The organism is Anaerolinea thermophila UNI-1 (genome assembly GCF_000199675.1).
GTDB lineage: Bacteria > Chloroflexota > Anaerolineae > Anaerolineales > Anaerolineaceae > Anaerolinea > Anaerolinea thermophila.
This window is the reverse complement of record NC_014960.1, coordinates 663,838-680,677: the sequence shown is the minus strand read 5'-3', so window position 1 is coordinate 680,677 and position 16,840 is coordinate 663,838. Positions and strand designations below refer to the sequence as shown.

Genomic DNA, 16,840 nt, shown 5'->3' with positions numbered 1-16,840 from the left:
CGGCAAACCTGCCGGGATGATTCTTTCCTTACGCAATCTTATGGCGGTTCTGGCGGTACCACTCAATGGTCTTTTGCAGTCCTTCCTCGAAGTTGGTACGCGCGCGGAAGCCGAAGTACTTTTCAGCGCGGGTGGTATCCAGCGCTCGGCGCGGCTGACCATTGGGCTTGGTAGTATCCCAGACAATTTTTCCGGAATAGCCCGTCAGGCGGGCAATCAGTTCTGCCAGGTCGCGGATGCGAATCTCATACCCGGAACCCAGGTTGACAGGATCAGAGCCCTCGTAGGCTTCAGTTGCCCGCACAATGCCTTCGGCGGCATCTTCCACATAGAGAAATTCGCGTGTCGGCGAACCGTCGCCCCACAAAACTACCTCATCCTTTCCGGCTTCTTCGGCTTCGATGAACTTGCGAATCATCGCCGGAATGACGTGTGAGGATTGCAAGTCAAAGTTATCACCAGGACCATACAGGTTAACCGGCAAAAGGAAGATGGCGTTGAAGCCGTACTGCTGGCGGTAGGCTTGCGCCATGACCAGCAACATCTTCTTGGCAAGCCCGTAAGGCGCGTTGGTTTCTTCCGGGTAGCCGTTCCACAAATCATCTTCCTTGAAAGGCACGGGGGTGAATTTGGGATAGGCACATACCGTGCCAATGGCAACGAATTTGCCTACACCCTTTTTCCATGCTTCGTGCATCAATTGCACGCCCATCATCAAATTGTCGTAGAAGAACTCGGCAGGATGCTCGCGGTTTGCACCAATCCCTCCCACATGAGCGGCAAGGTGAATGATGACATCCGGACGGGAATCATCCAGCACACGGCGCACATCCTCTGGCTTGACCAGATCATACTCAGGATAGTGAGGAACGAAAATCTGCTCCTGAGAAACGCCGCGCTCGCGCAGTTTTTTCTGCACGAACTGTCCCAGAAACCCCGCCCCGCCGGTGACGCACACCCGTTTTCCGTGCCAGAAAGACTCAACTTGCATGGTTTTCCTCCTCCTTGTGGTCAAATCCATCGCCCATCAGCACAATTTTCAGCCCCTGAATGGTGAGCGCTGGCGCGTGCTCATCTTCCACCACCTGCATCCCCCGTTCCAGACAGGTCAACCGGCAGACTTCGGCAACATCCCCATCCCCCACCACGCGAACCATGCGAATACCGTGCTCTTGTACCTGCGTCAAGGCTTCGATGGTGCGCTGACGCACCAGCCGGTAGAGGCGGAAAGAGGTTTGAATGTAATCCATCGTCAGGCGGGCGCGCAGGGCAATGCCTTCGGGAGTGATGATATAACGCAATTTGCGCCGCTCGGCGCGGCGCACTTTGATATAGCCCTTTTCAATCAAGCGTTTGAGATGCCAGTTGATCGTCCCGACCGCAACGCCCAGTTGAGCCGCCAGTGTCGCCTGTGTGGCATCCGGGTTTTGCTCAATGTGTTCTAAAATGATGAGATCGCGCTCGGCTTCTGGCTGAAGGGTCATAGGAAGTTCCAAAATTCAGTTGTTGAATTATAACCCCCAACGGTGAGACGGTCAAGGCGCAGGCTCTTGAATTGACCGGAATTTACCATTTGTTAAGGAAAAAGCGCCTGCCATCTGGCAGGCGCCGGTTGAGGCTGAAAGAAGTTTAGATCCAGCCGCGCAGTTGCATGGCTTTGACAACCTTGTCAATCGCCACCATGTAAGCGGCATCGCGCATGAAGACGCCTTGCTTCTGCGCCATCTCAACCACACCATGGAAGGCTGTGGTGATCTTGGTATCCAGACGGCTGAGGACTTCTTCTTTCGTCCAGTAGTAGTTCATGTCGTTCTGGACACTCTCGAAGTACGAAACGGTTACACCGCCGGCATTGCACAGGAAATCAGGAATGACAAAGATGTTGCGGGCTTTGAAGAGCTCATCGGCTTCGGGGGTAGTGGGACCGTTAGCGCCTTCCGCCACGATCTTCACGCGCTCGTGCACACCCTTAACCGTTTCGGCGTTGATGGTGCCGGAGAGTGCCGCGGGAATGAGTACATCGGCTTCTTTGGTAATCCAGGCTTCGCCATCTTCAATCTTATAGCCGGCGGCAACGGCTTTGTTCTTATCAATGGTGCCGTACTGATCGGTGATGGACATCAGGAAGTGCGGGTCAATACCACCCTCTTTGGAAACGGTGTAAGCGCAGCGGTCCTCGCGATCCCAGTAGGACACGCAAGCCACTTTCCCGCCCAGCATTTCCACAAAGCCAATCGCGGCGTACTGAGCCACATTGCCAAAGCCCTGAATGGCGGCAACCGTACCCCTGGAGTCAATTCCCAGCATTTTCATGGCTTCGCGCACAGTGTAGATGACGCCGTAACCGGTGGCTTCAGTGCGCCCAGCAGATCCGCCGCCGCCCAGGGGTTTCCCGGTAATCACGCCGGGGGTGTACTGTCCGACCAGTTTGGAGTACTCATCCATCATCCAGCCCATCATCTGCGGGGTAGTACCCACATCTGGCGCGGGCACATCGGTGCGGGGACCGAGATTGCGCCACATGATGTCCACATACCCGCGGCACAGGCGTTCCTTTTCAGCCGTTGAGAGGGTTGCCGGGTCAATGACCACACCACCTTTGCCACCGCCGAGGGGCAAATCTGCTACAGCACATTTCCAGGTCATCCAGAAAGCCAGCGCGCGCACGGTATCAATAGTCTCGGCAGGATGGAAACGAATGCCACCCTTGTTGGGACCGCGGGCATCATTGTGCTGCACACGGAAACCCTGGAAGGTGCGGATTGTGCCATCATCCATGCGCACCGGGATGCGGAAATGATACTCACGCATGGGCCAGCGCAGGAATTCTGCCACCTGCGGATCCAGATGCATCAGGCTCGCGACATGATCGAACTGGCGTTGAGCCATTTCAAACTCGTTGATCATTCCTGACATGCGGACACTCCTCTACAAACGAGAATTTAAGGATGAGATGGAATACGGCGGGCAAAAAAAATAAGCGGGCACTACGGACTGTGCCCGCTTGTTTTGCCAGTTTATGTGGGGTTGATTGCTCACAGGCTTCTCCATCCCGCCACGGTTTACAAGTATAAGATAACAAATTCCCTTCCTGCAAACAAGAGATGAAAATCCACCTCCCTGTATGATGAGCCTCCCGCTTTCAAGGGAAATTCGTCAGGGCGCCAGTGTGGGGGTGAAGGTTGGGGTGAGTGTCTGCGGGGCAGGGGTGCGGGTAAAGGTGGGAAGCGGGGTGGGCGTATCCGGCGGAATGGGGGTATCGGTAGGCAACGGAGTAGGGGTAGGCGAGATGGTCAGTTCAAACTCCAGCGTGGCGATGCGTTCCGAGAATGCTTCCGGGCGACTGATGAACGCCATGGCTTGCTCCAGCACGCGCCTCACGGCTTGCCCATCGGGCAGGAAAACAATGGTGCGAGGGTTATCCAGAATTGGCCAAACGCGTGCGGCATTTTCGCCGATTTGAAAATATCCCAACCGGCGGGTATCGCTCAGCCGCAATGCCAGCGCCGCCCGACCGACTACATCCTCACGGCTCAGGCTGGTATCCAGACGTGGGGCAATGGTCTCAAAAATACCGGGTAAGCGCACCAGGTTGCCCCCCTGCGCCAGGCGGAGAAGCATCTGCTCCAGCAGTGCCTGCTGACGCAATCCCCGCGCAGTTTCCTGTTCCTGCTGACGCAGACGGGCGTAACACAGCGCCAGTTCACCGTTCATGAACACCTGCCCCGGGTAGATGCGGTCTCCACACACCCCGGGGATGGCTTCCAGCACAGGAACGTTGATTCCGCCTAATTCATCTACCAGAAACGCAAAATCGTCCATGCGCATCACCGCCCATTCGTCCACCCGGACGCCGAAATTGTATGCCAGCGTTTCACGCAAAAGGCGGGCTCCACCCAGCGGGTACGCCGCTGAAAGACGCTGCATGGAATACCCCGGCAGATATACAAACAAATCGGGTGCCAGAGAAATCAATGCCGCTTTGGCAAAACGAGGGTGCAAAAACACCAGATGGATAGCATCGGTGCGCCCCACAAACGGCTGACTGCGATCCTGCCCTGCCAGCAAATACACCATGACCTCATCAGGCAGGGTCAGCGGCTCGGCAGGCGATGGAATAGGAGTTACCGAGGTAAAGCGTGGAGTAGGATAGACAGTGCTGCGAGGCGGGAGCGGGGTCAGGGATGGTGTGGGGGAGAGGGTAGGCGGCATCTGCACCGCATAGGATGGGAAAACGGTTCCCCGTGCCGTGATATCCTGTTCAGCCCCACAGGCACTCAACGCCAGTGCGCAAAGCAAAAGCCCCACCAGCAAACGATACAAAGGGGTCACAGCCTTAAGCATACCACCAAAAAAGCGACTACAGCCGTTGATCACACACCGCACGGAAGCCGCAACGAGCACAGCGCGAAGATTCCTCATGAGAACGGTTAACCGTTGAACGGCGCTGTTCCGCATGCATCTCGTCAATCACCCCAAGCAGGGCTTGCTCCAGCGCGGGGGTAAAATCCACCGCAAACGTGCGATTGCGGTAATGAATGAACCCATAGGGCGGGCGCTTGCCTGAAGTACGCGCCAGAAGCAAACAATACGCGGCTAACTGATATACATGGCTATCATACGGCTCGGCAGGCGCCCAGGCACTTTTGACCTCTACCGGAACCAGCACTCCCCCTACCTTCACTACATAATCGGGCTTACCGGTCAACCCCGTTTCCGGGTCGTAGAGCGGCTTTTCCAACGCTCGCCATCTGGAAGTATCGGTGGAGACAATCCGCCCCAGGGGTAACCCAACCGCTTGCAGTCGATGCTGTGCCCAGATGAGCATCAACACTGCCAGCAGGAAGAGAAAAAGCCCCACTCCAATCCACATCATGGCAAGGCTTGCCTTTCAACGGAGTACATACAGGGTCAGTCCAACGACGAGAAGAATCAACGCCCCACTTAAAAAAAGCCAGCCTGCCAGCCGAATCAGACTGGCAAGCCAGACTTCTTTCCCATGACGAAGATGATATGCTGTACCCTCGCCAAGGACTTCCCGGTTTTGTGGTTCTACCCCTTGCAAGCGGTACCACCACGCCCGTCGGCAGTAGAGAAAAGCGCCGATTTCAGAAGCGCGGATTGTCCGGCGAGTCATGAGAGGGGGATTCGAGCCGTTTCACAGCATCTCGGATGACCTGTTCCAGATGCTGTTCGCGCTGGCTGAGGGTAATATCTCCGCGGGTGCGCTCCAGCAGACTGCGGGCAACATCGGTCTGGCGGCGCAGTCCGTTGGTTACCGCGTCGGGGTAGTCCATGGTTACCAAAACATCGTAAATATCATCCATGCAGGAAAGCAGGCGCTCGGCTTCCTGCGAATAGCCCTGACGCAAGATATCCAGGCAACGGCGTCGCAGTTCTCCAGCGGCTTCTGCCAGACCATTAAGATAGGTGACATCCTCCACCCCTAATTCCTCGGGAGTGGGAAGAGAAAGGTTTTGAATCAGCGCACAGGCGATGCTGGCTTCGGCAAATTCTTTGATGGCATCCTGAGTGTATCCGGCAAAGTAAAGTTCCGGATAGGGCGCTAAATCTTGCTGTAACTGGCGCACCAGCAGACGGGCTTGCTCCAACTGTTCCGCGGCAATACTCCATTCCTCGCGGTGGGCGGCACGGATGGCATGCGCGGCATGACGGGTAAGGACGCGGGCTTGCGTTAACACCTGGTCGCGGGCGCGGGTGCGCGCCTCCAGCGCCTGATGGATGCGCTCGGCAATTTCAGGGAGGGTTTTCATGGGCTTCTAAATGCTTCCCTTCCTAGAAGGGGATGTCCTCTCCCATATCCCCTACATCGGGAATCGTCAGATCGCCACCGGCTTCCGCCCCACCTTCTCCACGAGCGCTGAGGAATCGCACCGTGGTCGCCGTCACTTCGTAGGATGCCCCAGCCGTGCCATCCTGGCGTGTCCAAATGCGCGGCGAGCCATTTTTATCGGGAACCAGACGTCCTTCTACCAGCACCCTACTGCCCTTATGAAGGAACTGGTTGCAGGTTTCGGCTAATTTGCCAAAAGCAGAAACGCGAAACCAGATGGTTTCATCCACCTTTTCGCCCTGTTGATTGGTGTAGGAACGGTTGGAAGCCACAGAAAAACTGGTTACCGGCTGCCCGGCAGGGGTATAACGCATTTCAGGCTCGCGCCCTACATTCCCCACAATGATGATCGTATGGAATGTCATAGAAAAACACCTTTCTAACCCGAAGGTCGAGAACTTCTGTCATTAATTATAGAGGAAAAAATTGAAAACGTGTTCGATTTTTTTGTTTCCAATTGCCAGGCACTATGACGCGGAGGGAAACGGCTTTGCCCAATTGAGCGATATACTGGTGGAGTTAAAAAGAAAAAGTCTTTTGGCGATGACCTACTCTCCCAGGGGGTCGCCCCCCAAGTACCATCGGCGCTGACGTCCTTAACGACCGGGTTCGGGATGTTGCCGGGTGTACCAACGTCGCTCCTATCACCAAAAGACTGTTTTCACGTGTAGAGAGTTCTATAAAGGCGCTTCTTCTTGAAAGAAGACCCAGATCCTCGCACCACCCAAAGAAGCCCTCGATCATTAGTACGGCTTTGCTCCACGCCTTACAGCGCTTCCACATGCCGCCTATCTAGCAGGTCGTCTTCCTGCGATCTTACTCCTTTGCGGATGAGGGGTCTCATCTTGAGGCGAGTTTCCCACTTAGATGCTTTCAGCGGTTATCTCTGCCAGACATAGCTACCCAGCGATGCCGTTGGCACGACAACTGGCACACTAGCGGTCTGTCCACTCCGGTCCTCTCGTACTAGGAGCAGCTCCTCTCAAACCCCTTGCGCCCACAGCGGATAGAGACCGACCTGTCTCACGACGGTCTGAACCCAGCTCGCGTACCGCTTTAACGGGCGAACAGCCCGACCCTTGGGACCTTGTCCAGCCCCAGGATGCGATGAGCCGACATCGAGGTGCCGAGCGAGGTCGTCGATGTGAACTCTTGGACCTCACCAGCCTGTTATCCCCGGGGTAGCTTTTGTCCGGTAAGCCACGGCCCTTCCACTCAGTACCGTGGGATCACTAAGCCCGACTTTCGTCTCTGCTCGACGCGTTGGTCTTGCAGTCAAGCTCCCTTCTGCCTTTGCACTCTCCGGCTGGTTTCCATTCAGCCTGAGGGAACCTTTGGGCGCCTCCGTTACCTTTTAGGAGGCGACCGCCCCAGTCAAACTGCCCGCCTGCCACGGTCCCTCTCCCTGCTTTCAGGCAAGAGGTTAGGGTCTAAACACTGTCAGGGTGGTATTTCACCGTCGGCTCCACCGAGACTGGCGTCCCAGCTTCTCAGCCTCCCACCTATCCTACACAAACAGTGCCCAAACTCAATGACAGGGTGCAGTAAAGCTCCACGGGGTCTTTTTGTCCTGCTGCGGGTAGGCCGCATCTTCACAGCCATTTCAATTTCGCCGAGTCCCTCGTTGAGACACCGCTCTAGTTGTTACGCCGTTCGTGCGGGTCGGAACTTACCCGACAAGGAATTTCGCTACCTTAGGACCGTTATAGTTACGGCCGCCGTTCACCGGGGCTTCGGTTCGGAGCTTCGCTTGCGCTAACCCTTCCCCTTAACCTTCCGGCACTGGGCAGGCGTCAGCCCCTATACGTCGTCTTTCGACTTCGCAGAGACCTGTGGTTTTGTTAACCAGTCACTAGAGCCGCTTCGCTGCGACCCGCCCAGGCTCCTTGCGTCACCCGGGCAGGCACCCCTTCTCCCGAAGTTACGGGGCTATGTTGCCTAGTTCCTTAACGAGGGTTCTCTCGTTCACCTGGGTATTCTCTACCCGTCTACCTGTGTCGGTTTGCGGTACAGGCGGTTGACCTTCTTCGCTTAGAGGCTTTTCTCGGCGGTTAGGTTCAGCTCACTTCGCCTTACGACTCGCCACGGGATCTCAGCTCGGCCAGGGGATTTCCCTCCTCGCCTCTGCGCCTGCCATCCCATGCACCCACTCCACCATTCGTGGGCTGGCTTACCTCCCCGCGTCCCCCCTTCGCTCCAGTCTACCGGTGTCGGAATGTTGACCGACTTCCCATCAGCTACGCCTTTCGGCCTCGCCTAAGGACCTGACTAACCCGACGCGGATTGACCTGGCGTCGGAAACCTTAGACTTTCGGTGAACACGGTTCTCACGTGTTTTGCGCTACTCATGCCTGCATTCTCACTTCCGCTCGCTCCAGCACTCCTTCCGGTATGCCTTCCCCGCTCGCGGAACGCTCCCCTACCGATCTACACCTTCGCGTAGATCCCATGGCTTCGGTATCAGGCTTAGCCCCGTTAAGTTTTCCGCGCAGAATCACTTGACCAGTGAGCTATTACGCACTCTTAAAAGGATGGCTGCTTCTAAGCCAACCTCCTGGTTGTCTCGGTAACTCCACATCGTTTCCCACTTAGCCTGAATTTGGGGACCTTAGCCGATGATCTGGGCTGTTTCCCTCTCGACCACGAATCTCATCACCCGTAGTCCGACTGCTTCCCTTCCATCAACGGCATTCGGAGTTTGATTGAGTTCGGTAAGCCCTAAGCCCCCTAGCTCATTCAGTGCTCTACCTCCGTTGATTACTGAGAAGCGCTAGCCCTATAGCTATTTCGGGGAGAACAAGCTATCTCCGGGTTCGTTTGGCATATCACCTCTACCCACACCTCATCCCCTAACTTTGCAACGTTAGTAGGTTCGGGCCTCCACGAGCTTTTACACCCGTTTCACCCTGGACATGGGTAGCTCACCCGGTTTCGTGTCTAATCCCTGCGACTCTGCGCCCTCTTCAGACTCGCTTTCGCTACGGCTTCGGGTGTCTCTCCCTTAACCTCGCCACAGAGATTAACTCGCAGGCTCATTCTCCAAGAGGCACGCTGTCAGGCCTAGCGCCGCGTCCCGCATTCCTGCAGGCCACCGTCACGCCATTAGCCCTTCAACTGCTTGTCAGCTCGCGGTTTCAGGTTCTATTTCACTCCCCTCACCGGGGTACTTTTCACCTTTCCCTCACGGTACTTGTTCACTATCGGTCGCCAGATGTATTTAGCCTTGGAGGGTGGACCCCCCAGATTCCTGCCGGATTAGCGTGCCCGGCAGTACTCAGGTACTCGGCAGGAGCGCTCCAGTTTTCGCGTACGGGACTATTACCCTCTCTGGTAGGCTTTCCCACACCTTTCCGCTAACCTTCGCGTTCTTCCTCCTATCCGCCGAGCCCTACAACCCCGTACGGTTCCCCGCACGGTTTGGGCTGCTCCCCTTTCGCTCGCCACTACTCAGGGAATGCTCTCTTTTCCTCTGGGTACTTAGATGTTTCAGTTCCCCAGGTTCCCTTCTCTCTGCCTATGGGTTCAGCAGAGGATGATGGAGGTTCGCTCCATCGGGTTTCCCCATTCGGATATCCCCGGATCGTCGCTCGTTCACAGCTCCCCGAGGCTTTTCGCAGTGACCCACGTCCTTCTTCGGCATCTGGCACCAAGGCATCCACCACGAGCCTTATCAGCTTCTTCACGTGATGCGAGGACCTCAGTCCTCTTTCTCCTTCTTCTACTGCTTGATGCGCCTTCTTCTCTCTACTACACTATTCTATTCTTAAGGTGCTTCCTCTCTCAAGGCTCCGTCTTCGAGCCTCGGTTGCCTATTTCGTTGGAAATTTGCAACCGACGTCCGAGGACGCCGCACCTCAACAACTCAAGAGTGACAGGGAAAGATTGGGGAAAGACCCCTGGAGAACCTCACCGATCCGCTCCGGCGAGGATTTTTTCTCATCTTCACAAGGAAGTGCAGGGCTCAGCCTCAGCCTCACCCTGAACCCCCTCCCTAGAAAGGAGGTGATCCAGGCGCACCTTCCGGTACTCCTACCTTGTTACGACTTCGTCCCAGTCACCAGCCCCACCCTCGGCGGCTCCTCCCTTTCGGTTCAGATACCGACTTCAGGTGTTGCCAGCTCCCATGACGTGACGGGCGGTGTGTACAAGGCCCGGGAACGTATTCACCGCAGTATGGCTGACCTGCGGTTACTAGCAACTCCGTCTTCATGCAGGCGGGTTGCAGCCTGCAATCTGAACTGAGACCGGCTTTCTGGATTGGCTCCGCCTCGCGGCTTCGCGACCCATTGTACCGGCCATTGTAGCGTGTGTGTAGCCCAGGATATATAGGTCATGCTGACTTGACGTCATCCGCACCTTCCTCCGGCTTGACACCGGCAGTCCCGCGTGACACTTGTAACACGCGGCGCGGGTTGCGCTCGTTAGCGGACTTAACCGAACATCTCACGACACGAGCTGACGACAGCCATGCAACACCTGTGTACGCTCCCCGAAGGGTCGGTCCGCTTTCGCTTCCCTACCACGTACATGTCAAACCCTGGTAAGGTTCTTCGTGTAGCATCGAATTAAACCACACGCTCCGCTGCTTGTGCGGGCCCCCGTCAATTCCTTTGAGTTTTAACCTTGCGGCCGTAGTCCCCAGGCGGTGGACTTATCGCGTTTGCTTCGGCACGGACAGGCTTTACCCTCCCCACGCCAAGTCCACATCGTTTACGGCTAGGACTACCGGGGTCTCTAATCCCGTTCGCTCCCCTAGCTTTCGCGTCTGAGCGTCAGTTGCAGCCCAGAGAGCCGCCTTCGCCTCTGGTGTTCTTCCGAATATCTGTGCATTTTACCGCTACACTCGGAATTCCACTCTCCTCTGCTGCACTCTAGCCCGCCAGTCTTGAACGACCTCCCCTAGTTTAGCCAGGGGCTTTCACATCCAACTTAACGAGCCGCCTGCACGCGCTTTACGCCCAGTAAATCCGGATAACGCTCGTCTCCTACGTCTTACCGCGGCTGCTGGCACGTAGTTAGCCGAGACTTATTCCTCAGGTACTGTCCTTCCTCATCCCTCAGAAAAGCGCTTTACAACCCGAAGGCCTTCTTCGCGCACGCGGCGTTGCTGGGTCAGGCTTTCGCCCATTTACCAATATCCCCTACTGCTGCCACCCGTAGGTGTATGGACCGTGTTTCAGTTCCATTGTGGGGGGCCACCCTCTCAGGTCCCCTACCCGTCTTCGCCTTGGTAGGCCGTTACCCTACCAACTAGCTGATGGGACGCAGGCCCCTCCCAGAGCGCCTTTCGGCTTTCTTCTCAGCCCCTCTAACTGCTGAGAATCTATGCGGTATTAGCAGACCTTTCGGTCTGTTATCCCCCTCTCTGGGGCAGGTCACCAACGCGTTACTCACCCGTTCGCCACTAGGACAGTATCGCTACTGCCCCCGTTCGACTTGCATGTATTAGGCACGCCGCCAGCGTTCATCCTGAGCCAGGATCAAACTCTCCGCAAAAAATTTCCTCCACTTCTTCAGTGGTTCAATCTCTTCCGGAATCTTCAGTGCCCTTCCTTTCTCTCTCCCTATCACTCTTCAGTTGTTAAGGTGCCTTGTTTGTGGCGATAAAAATCCGATGTCTTCCCATCTCTGTTCCGACACCGGCTGTCAATCTCGACGCCACTCAATTTTTACAGGGCTTTCTTTCTCTCGCCCCCGGCTCCGTTTTTCGGAACCGTTCTGTTGGTCACAGCGGGCTGAATTATACACGCCTTCTATGGGCTGTCAAGGGATTTGGGGAAATTGATTCAAAATTCGTTGGGCTTTTTTCTGGAACCTTTTTTGCATCCAAAAACGTCTCATGAATATCTTAAGCGGGTTTGTTATAATGGAGACCAGATGAGTACAATTTCTTACCCTGTAAGACGCCCCACCCCACAACCTCGCGCAATTACCCTGGAGCAAGTCCTGCTGGCGGGGATGTTGGGTGTTGTCCTGTTCGTGGTGGTTCTGGTCATTTTCTTCCTGGGTTTCCAGATTGTGTATGCCGGCAGAATCTTTCCCGGCGTCAGCGTGGCGGGAATTGATGTCAGCGGGATGACCCCGCGCGAAGCCGCGCAGGAGATCCAGCGGCGCATCACCTACCCACAAACAGGTAAACTGGTCCTTAAAGACGGCGAGCGCTTCTGGATTGTCACCCCTGCCGAACTGGGGCTGGCACTCGATGCTTCGGCAAGCGCTCGCGCAGCTTTTCAGATCGGACGCAGTGGTGATCCGTTCACCCGCCTGTGGGAACAAAGCCTGACCCTGGCAAGCGGCAAGGATGTTCCCCCCGTATTGCTTCTGGATCAGCGGGTGACCTTTGCCTACCTCAACAATCTCGCCACCCAAATTGACGTTCCGGCGAAGGACGCCACGTTGCAGGTGGAAGGTACGGAGGTCAAAGTAACTCCCGGACAAATTGGACGCAAACTGGATCTCAACGCTTCGCTGATTCTGGTAAGCGTGCAGATGCAAACCCTCAAAGATGCCATCCTCAACCTGTATGTGCAGGAAGAAAAACCCGCGATTCTGGATGCCAGCACTGCCGCCGAGCAAGCCCGCCGCATTCTCAGCACCCCGCTGACGCTGACCCTGCCTGCTACCGACAACTCCGGCGATGGCCCATGGACGATTCCCCCCGAACAATTAGCTCAGATGCTGGTCATCCGCCGCGCTGAAGCGGATGGCAATACCCGCTATCAGGTCGGACTCAACGAGACCTACCTGCTGACGTACCTGAGCGATTTAGCCCCCAAACTGCGCCGTTCGCCGGTCAACGCCCGTTTTATTTTCAAAGATGACACCCGCCAGTTGGAAGTCATCCAGAACGCGGTGATTGGTCGAGAACTGGATGTATCTGCCAGTGCCAACTTTATCCAGGAAAAACTGGCGCAAGGCGAGCACGAAATTGCCCTGCAAATCAACTACACCAACCCGCCGGTGACCGATGAGATGACCGGCGAGCAATTGGGCATCACCGAACTGGTGCAAGCCACCACCACTTACTTCCGCGGTTCAAGCGCGGCGCGGGTACAGAACATCAAAGCCGCGGCTTCCAAATTCCACGGTTTGCTGGTGGCTCCGGGCGAGACCTTCTCCATGGCGCAGGCGCTGGGCGACATCACTCTGGATAACGGTTACGCCGAAGCACTCATCATCATTGGTGGGCAAACCATCAAAGGCGTGGGCGGCGGAGTGTGTCAGGTAAGCACGACGCTCTTCCGTAATGCCTTCTTTGCCGGATTTCCCATCGTTGAACGTCATGCGCACGCTTACCGTGTGGGATATTACGAGCAAACCGCGTCCGGTCATTCCGACCGCCTTGCCGGTCTGGATGCCACCGTGTTCGTCCCGCTGGTGGACTTTAAGTTCGTCAACGACACCCCCTACTGGCTGTTGATGGAAACCTACATCAACGGTTACAGTTTGACCTGGAAGTTTTACTCCACCAAAGACGGACGCACGGTGGAGTGGGATACCACCGGTCCCACCAATGTAGTCGATCCACCTGAAACGGTGTACCGTGAGAACCCCGATCTTAAACAGGGCGAAATCAAACAGGTGGAATGGGCGGCAAAAGGCGCGGATGTGACTGTGACCCGCCGGGTGTACAAGAACGGCGCGCTGTACTTCAGCGATCAATTTGTCACCCATTACGAACCCTGGGGCGAGGTCTTCGAGTATGGGCCCGGCACCGAACTGCCCCCAAAGGAGTAAATCGTAAGGGGATTGTAAAGTTCGAAGTTACCAGGATGTGCTTATTCTCTGGGTAGGCACATCTTTTTTATGAGGGAACACATGAAACGCATTTTCCTGTTTCTTTCTCTCATCCTGTGGGTTTTCATTGCCATTGCCCAGACCCCGCTTCCCGAGGAAGTCATCGGCGAGCCGGTGATGCTGGATACCCCATCCCAACCCGGTTTGCTCTTTACCGGTTGCACGCGGGTCAATGTTGCCCCGATGAACGATGCCTATGAACACCGCGTGGTGGAACTCAGCAACATCGAGCGCGATAAGTTAGGCATTCCCCCGCTGAAACGCAACACCGACCTGGACTATGCCGGGCGCTTCCACTCCAAAGATATGATGGATGAGGACTACTTCGATCATAATTCCTACGACGGCGAAACCCAAGTTTGTTTATGGTATACGAGGGTAGGCAATTTCTATACAGGCTATTCTTCACTGGCTGAAAACATCGCCGCAGGACACTCCACCCCCGAAGCAGTGGTAGAAGCCTGGATGAATTCTCCCGGACATAAAGCCAACATTCTCGACAGCAATTACCGCGAGATTGGCGTGGGCTACACCTACGGCGGGGGCACCTACTACCGCTACTGGACGCAGGACTTTGGCACCCGTTCCAGCGTTTATCCCATCGTCATTAATCTGGAAGCCGCGCAAACCGCTTCTCCGGATGTGAATTTATACATCTACGGCAAGGGAAAATGGAGCGAAATGCGCCTGCGCAACGACTCAGGCACCTGGACAGCGTGGATGCCTTTTCAGGAACGGGTCAACGGCTGGAGTCTGCCCTGGATTGCCGGCACGCGCACCGTCTCAGTGGAACTTCGCAGTGGCACAACCACCACCAGCGCCAGCGACACGATTACACTGACCACCAGCGGAAACCGCCTGGGCAACCTGCCCGATTCCATCACTTTTCTCTACGACAAAAGCACCGGCACCCTGTACCCTTCGGCTTCTCTTGCTCTGCAACCGACAAACTCCCTTAACAGCACGCCGCTCACCTGGAGCGCCGCAGTGAACCCCACCAGTAACTTCCTGCAACTCAGCCGCACCAGCGGCACTACCCCCAACGATACCCTTCTGGTCATGCCGCATGCTTCCACACTGCAAAATGTGGGAACCACACTGGGAACGCTGACCATCGCCATCACCAACCCCGTATATCCGCCCGAGGGTTCGAGCAAAACCATTCCTGTTCGTGTCAGCGTGGTGAATTCTCTCAATGCGCGCGTATATTTGCCCGCCGTGCTTCGGTAAAGTTTACTGATGGATATCCAATGCATCCAGCCATCCCGCTCATCCTGTTTTCTCATGACAACCTTGCCTGAGAAAAGCGCGCTTGGGATGCCCCTTTTTTCGTGATACAATTGGTTCTAGCCCGACCAAAATGGTAGGAGAAGGATGGAATGGTACACCCTGACTTGATGGAGATTTTACGCTGTCCTGTGTGCGTTCGAGAAGAAGGCAAAACGGGATTGCTGACCCTTTCGCGGGATTACTGGCTGGTGTGTCAGGACTGCCAGCGCAAATACCCCATCGTGGATGAAATTCCGGTGATGCTGATTGACGAAGGGGACAAGTGGATTCAGACAGCAGTGGAAGACCTGCCTGTCCCGCCCCCCGCGCCAAAGTAATTTCATTTTTCCTCTCCCGGCGGATGGAACGCTTCTTGCACAGTCCATTGAGAACATCCGCAACGGGAGAGAAGAGAGTATGCAATCCATGGCTCGTGTAAGTTCTCGATATCGACAATCCCAACCTTCGCTGGATCGCACCACGCTGATTCTGCTGGGGGTGTTTGTGGTACTGGCGCTGGCGACCGCCGTTGTGGCGTATCTCTGGGCGCGCAACCTGTTCTCTTCGTGGACGATGACCGGTATGGGCAATGCCCCTGCCGCCTCATCCCCTGCCCAAAGCGGCGAACAAAATCAGGGCAACAGCAATGTGCCTCTTCCAGAAGGTCCTCTGCAAAACAACGGTGCCGGACCGGAACCCAAACCCTGGGACGGGAAGACCCGCGTCACTCTGCTGGTGATGGGCTTGGATTATCGCGATTGTGAGGACAACTTTGCCGAGTGCGACCAGAACGGCGCTTCGCGCACCGACAGTATGATGTTGTTAACCGTTGACCCGGTGAGCAAAACCGCCGGGATGCTCTCCATCCCGCGCGATCTGTGGGTGCAAATCCCCGGCTTTGATTACGGCAAAATCAACACCGCTTACTTCCTCGGGGAGGTGTATAAACTGCCGGATGGCGGTCCGGGGCTTGCCATGCGCACCGTGGAGCAATTGCTGGGCGTGCCCATTCAGTACTATGCGCTGGTGGACTTCAACGCCTTTGTACGCATCATTGATGAACTGGGCGGGGTCAAGATTCGCCCCAAAGAACGCATCAAACTCGACCCCATCGGTCCCAACAACACCATCTGGCTGGATCCGGGGGTGTACGTGGTGGATGGCGCTACCGCGCTGGCGTATGCGCGTAACCGCTACACCGAGGGCGGAGACTTTGACCGCGCCGCCCGCCAGCAGGAAGTACTCATCTCCATTCGCGACCGCGTTTTGCAGTTCAACATGCTCCCCACGCTGATTGCCAAAGCACCGCGCCTGTATGCTGAGGTGCAATCCGGCGTGCGCACCAACCTGACACTGGAGCAAATCGTTCAACTGGCGTGGCTGAGCCAGCAAATTGACAAGGAAAACATCAAGCGCGGTATCATCGGACCGCCCAATTATGTGACGTTCAGCACCTCTCCCGATGGGCAAGCCATCGAGATTCCGGTAACTGATCAGATTCGCGTCCTGCGCGATGAAATCTTCGCCACCGGCGGACCGGTCGGTCCTGCGGCAGTCACCGATGACCCCGAGGAACTGGTCAAGCAGGAAGCCGCCCGTATCCTCGTAAAGAATGGTACAACCACCGGTGGGCTGGCAGGCAGGACGGCAGAATACCTGCGCAGTAAAGGCTTGAACGTGACCGGCGAGGGCAATGCCGATCAGGTGTACAGTTTCAACACCCTGATTGATTACAGCGGCAAGCCCTACACCATGACCCTGTTGCTGGACATGCTGGGTAAAGACAACACCCGCGTGATCAGTCGCTACGACCCCAACGCGCAGGTGGATATCGAGATCATTTTGGGAACGCCATTTGCCCAAAGCAACCCGCTACCATAATCGGCATGAGACTTAAGAGCCTCTTTCACACCGCGCCCG

General features: G+C 56.1%; 12 protein-coding genes and 3 rRNA genes. 4 read left to right on the top strand and 11 right to left on the bottom strand.

Annotated features, from left to right (window positions below; all coding sequences use genetic code 11):
* Positions 1-28: 28 nt before the first annotated feature.
* From ANT_RS03140 to ANT_RS03095, 11 genes are all read right to left on the bottom strand, one after another.
* Positions 29-991 (bottom strand): GDP-L-fucose synthase family protein, encoded by a 963-nt coding sequence (locus ANT_RS03140; protein ID WP_013559058.1) that lies wholly within the window; start codon positions 989-991, stop codon positions 29-31.
* Entirely contained in the window at positions 981-1,484 is a 504-nt protein-coding gene (locus ANT_RS03135) for a winged helix-turn-helix transcriptional regulator (RefSeq protein ID WP_013559057.1), read from the bottom strand. The genes ANT_RS03140 and ANT_RS03135 overlap by 11 nt, the downstream gene beginning before the upstream one ends.
* Before the next feature lie 145 nt (positions 1,485-1,629).
* On the bottom strand, positions 1,630-2,916 hold the full coding sequence (locus tag ANT_RS03130) for a Glu/Leu/Phe/Val family dehydrogenase (protein WP_013559056.1): 1,287 nt from the start codon (positions 2,914-2,916) through the stop codon (positions 1,630-1,632).
* A gap of 240 nt (positions 2,917-3,156) precedes the next feature.
* Positions 3,157-4,344 carry an LCP family protein gene (locus ANT_RS03125; RefSeq protein WP_013559055.1) on the bottom strand — a complete coding sequence of 396 codons (1,188 nt, stop codon included), beginning with the start codon at positions 4,342-4,344 and terminating at the stop codon, positions 3,157-3,159.
* A gap of 16 nt (positions 4,345-4,360) precedes the next feature.
* Complete coding sequence (cas4, locus tag ANT_RS03120; RefSeq protein ID WP_013559054.1) at positions 4,361-4,876, bottom strand: CRISPR-associated protein Cas4; 516 nt, start codon at positions 4,874-4,876, stop codon at positions 4,361-4,363.
* Positions 4,877-4,891: 15 nt separating this feature from the next.
* The gene (locus ANT_RS17280; RefSeq protein WP_013559053.1) at positions 4,892-5,137 is read right to left on the bottom strand and encodes a hypothetical protein; all 246 of its coding nucleotides are present in this window, start codon (positions 5,135-5,137) and stop codon (positions 4,892-4,894) included.
* Positions 5,109-5,774, bottom strand: a complete 666-nt coding sequence (locus ANT_RS03115) for a translin family protein (RefSeq protein WP_013559052.1) — start codon at positions 5,772-5,774, stop codon at positions 5,109-5,111. The genes ANT_RS17280 and ANT_RS03115 overlap by 29 nt, the downstream gene beginning before the upstream one ends.
* A gap of 22 nt (positions 5,775-5,796) precedes the next feature.
* The gene (locus ANT_RS03110; RefSeq protein ID WP_013559051.1) at positions 5,797-6,219 is read right to left on the bottom strand and encodes a single-stranded DNA-binding protein; all 423 of its coding nucleotides are present in this window, start codon (positions 6,217-6,219) and stop codon (positions 5,797-5,799) included.
* Positions 6,220-6,389: 170 nt separating this feature from the next.
* Positions 6,390-6,506, bottom strand: a 5S ribosomal RNA gene (gene rrf, locus ANT_RS03105).
* 72 nt (positions 6,507-6,578) lie between these two features.
* Positions 6,579-9,535: ribosomal RNA gene (locus ANT_RS03100) — 23S ribosomal RNA — on the bottom strand.
* A gap of 314 nt (positions 9,536-9,849) precedes the next feature.
* Positions 9,850-11,350: ribosomal RNA gene (locus ANT_RS03095) — 16S ribosomal RNA — on the bottom strand.
* The 16S, 23S and 5S rRNA genes sit together here, the layout of an rRNA operon.
* A 381-nt stretch (positions 11,351-11,731) precedes the next feature.
* Here ANT_RS03095 and ANT_RS03090 point away from each other — a divergent pair.
* The 4 genes from ANT_RS03090 to ANT_RS03075 all read left to right on the top strand — a co-directional run bounded on the left by ANT_RS03090 (position 11,732) and on the right by ANT_RS03075 (position 16,801).
* Positions 11,732-13,591 carry a VanW family protein gene (locus ANT_RS03090; protein WP_013559050.1) on the top strand — a complete coding sequence of 620 codons (1,860 nt, stop codon included), beginning with the start codon at positions 11,732-11,734 and terminating at the stop codon, positions 13,589-13,591.
* Positions 13,592-13,672: 81 nt separating this feature from the next.
* Complete coding sequence (locus ANT_RS16020; protein WP_049784809.1) at positions 13,673-14,881, top strand: CAP domain-containing protein; 1,209 nt, start codon at positions 13,673-13,675, stop codon at positions 14,879-14,881.
* 149 nt (positions 14,882-15,030) lie between these two features.
* Positions 15,031-15,258 carry a Trm112 family protein gene (locus ANT_RS03080; protein WP_013559048.1) on the top strand — a complete coding sequence of 76 codons (228 nt, stop codon included), beginning with the start codon at positions 15,031-15,033 and terminating at the stop codon, positions 15,256-15,258.
* A gap of 88 nt (positions 15,259-15,346) precedes the next feature.
* A complete protein-coding gene (locus tag ANT_RS03075; protein WP_172634568.1) occupies positions 15,347-16,801 on the top strand; it encodes an LCP family protein in 1,455 nt (484 codons plus the stop codon).
* The last annotated feature ends 39 nt before the right edge of the window (positions 16,802-16,840 follow it).

Coding starts and splice junctions, on each gene's coding strand:
- ANT_RS17280 (WP_013559053.1), bottom strand. CDS start 5,137: ATGACTCGCCGGACAATCCGCGCTTCTGAAATCGGCGCTTTTCTCTAC.
- cas4 (WP_013559054.1), bottom strand. CDS start 4,876: ATGATGTGGATTGGAGTGGGGCTTTTTCTCTTCCTGCTGGCAGTGTTG.
- ANT_RS03125 (WP_013559055.1), bottom strand. CDS start 4,344: ATGCTTAAGGCTGTGACCCCTTTGTATCGTTTGCTGGTGGGGCTTTTG.
- ANT_RS03140 (WP_013559058.1), bottom strand. CDS start 991: ATGCAAGTTGAGTCTTTCTGGCACGGAAAACGGGTGTGCGTCACCGGC.
- ANT_RS03135 (WP_013559057.1), bottom strand. CDS start 1,484: ATGACCCTTCAGCCAGAAGCCGAGCGCGATCTCATCATTTTAGAACAC.
- ANT_RS03090 (WP_013559050.1), top strand. CDS start 11,732: ATGAGTACAATTTCTTACCCTGTAAGACGCCCCACCCCACAACCTCGC.
- ANT_RS03115 (WP_013559052.1), bottom strand. CDS start 5,774: ATGAAAACCCTCCCTGAAATTGCCGAGCGCATCCATCAGGCGCTGGAG.
- ANT_RS16020 (WP_049784809.1), top strand. CDS start 13,673: ATGAAACGCATTTTCCTGTTTCTTTCTCTCATCCTGTGGGTTTTCATT.
- ANT_RS03080 (WP_013559048.1), top strand. CDS start 15,031: ATGGTACACCCTGACTTGATGGAGATTTTACGCTGTCCTGTGTGCGTT.
- ANT_RS03075 (WP_172634568.1), top strand. CDS start 15,347: ATGGCTCGTGTAAGTTCTCGATATCGACAATCCCAACCTTCGCTGGAT.
- ANT_RS03130 (WP_013559056.1), bottom strand. CDS start 2,916: ATGTCAGGAATGATCAACGAGTTTGAAATGGCTCAACGCCAGTTCGAT.
- ANT_RS03110 (WP_013559051.1), bottom strand. CDS start 6,219: ATGACATTCCATACGATCATCATTGTGGGGAATGTAGGGCGCGAGCCT.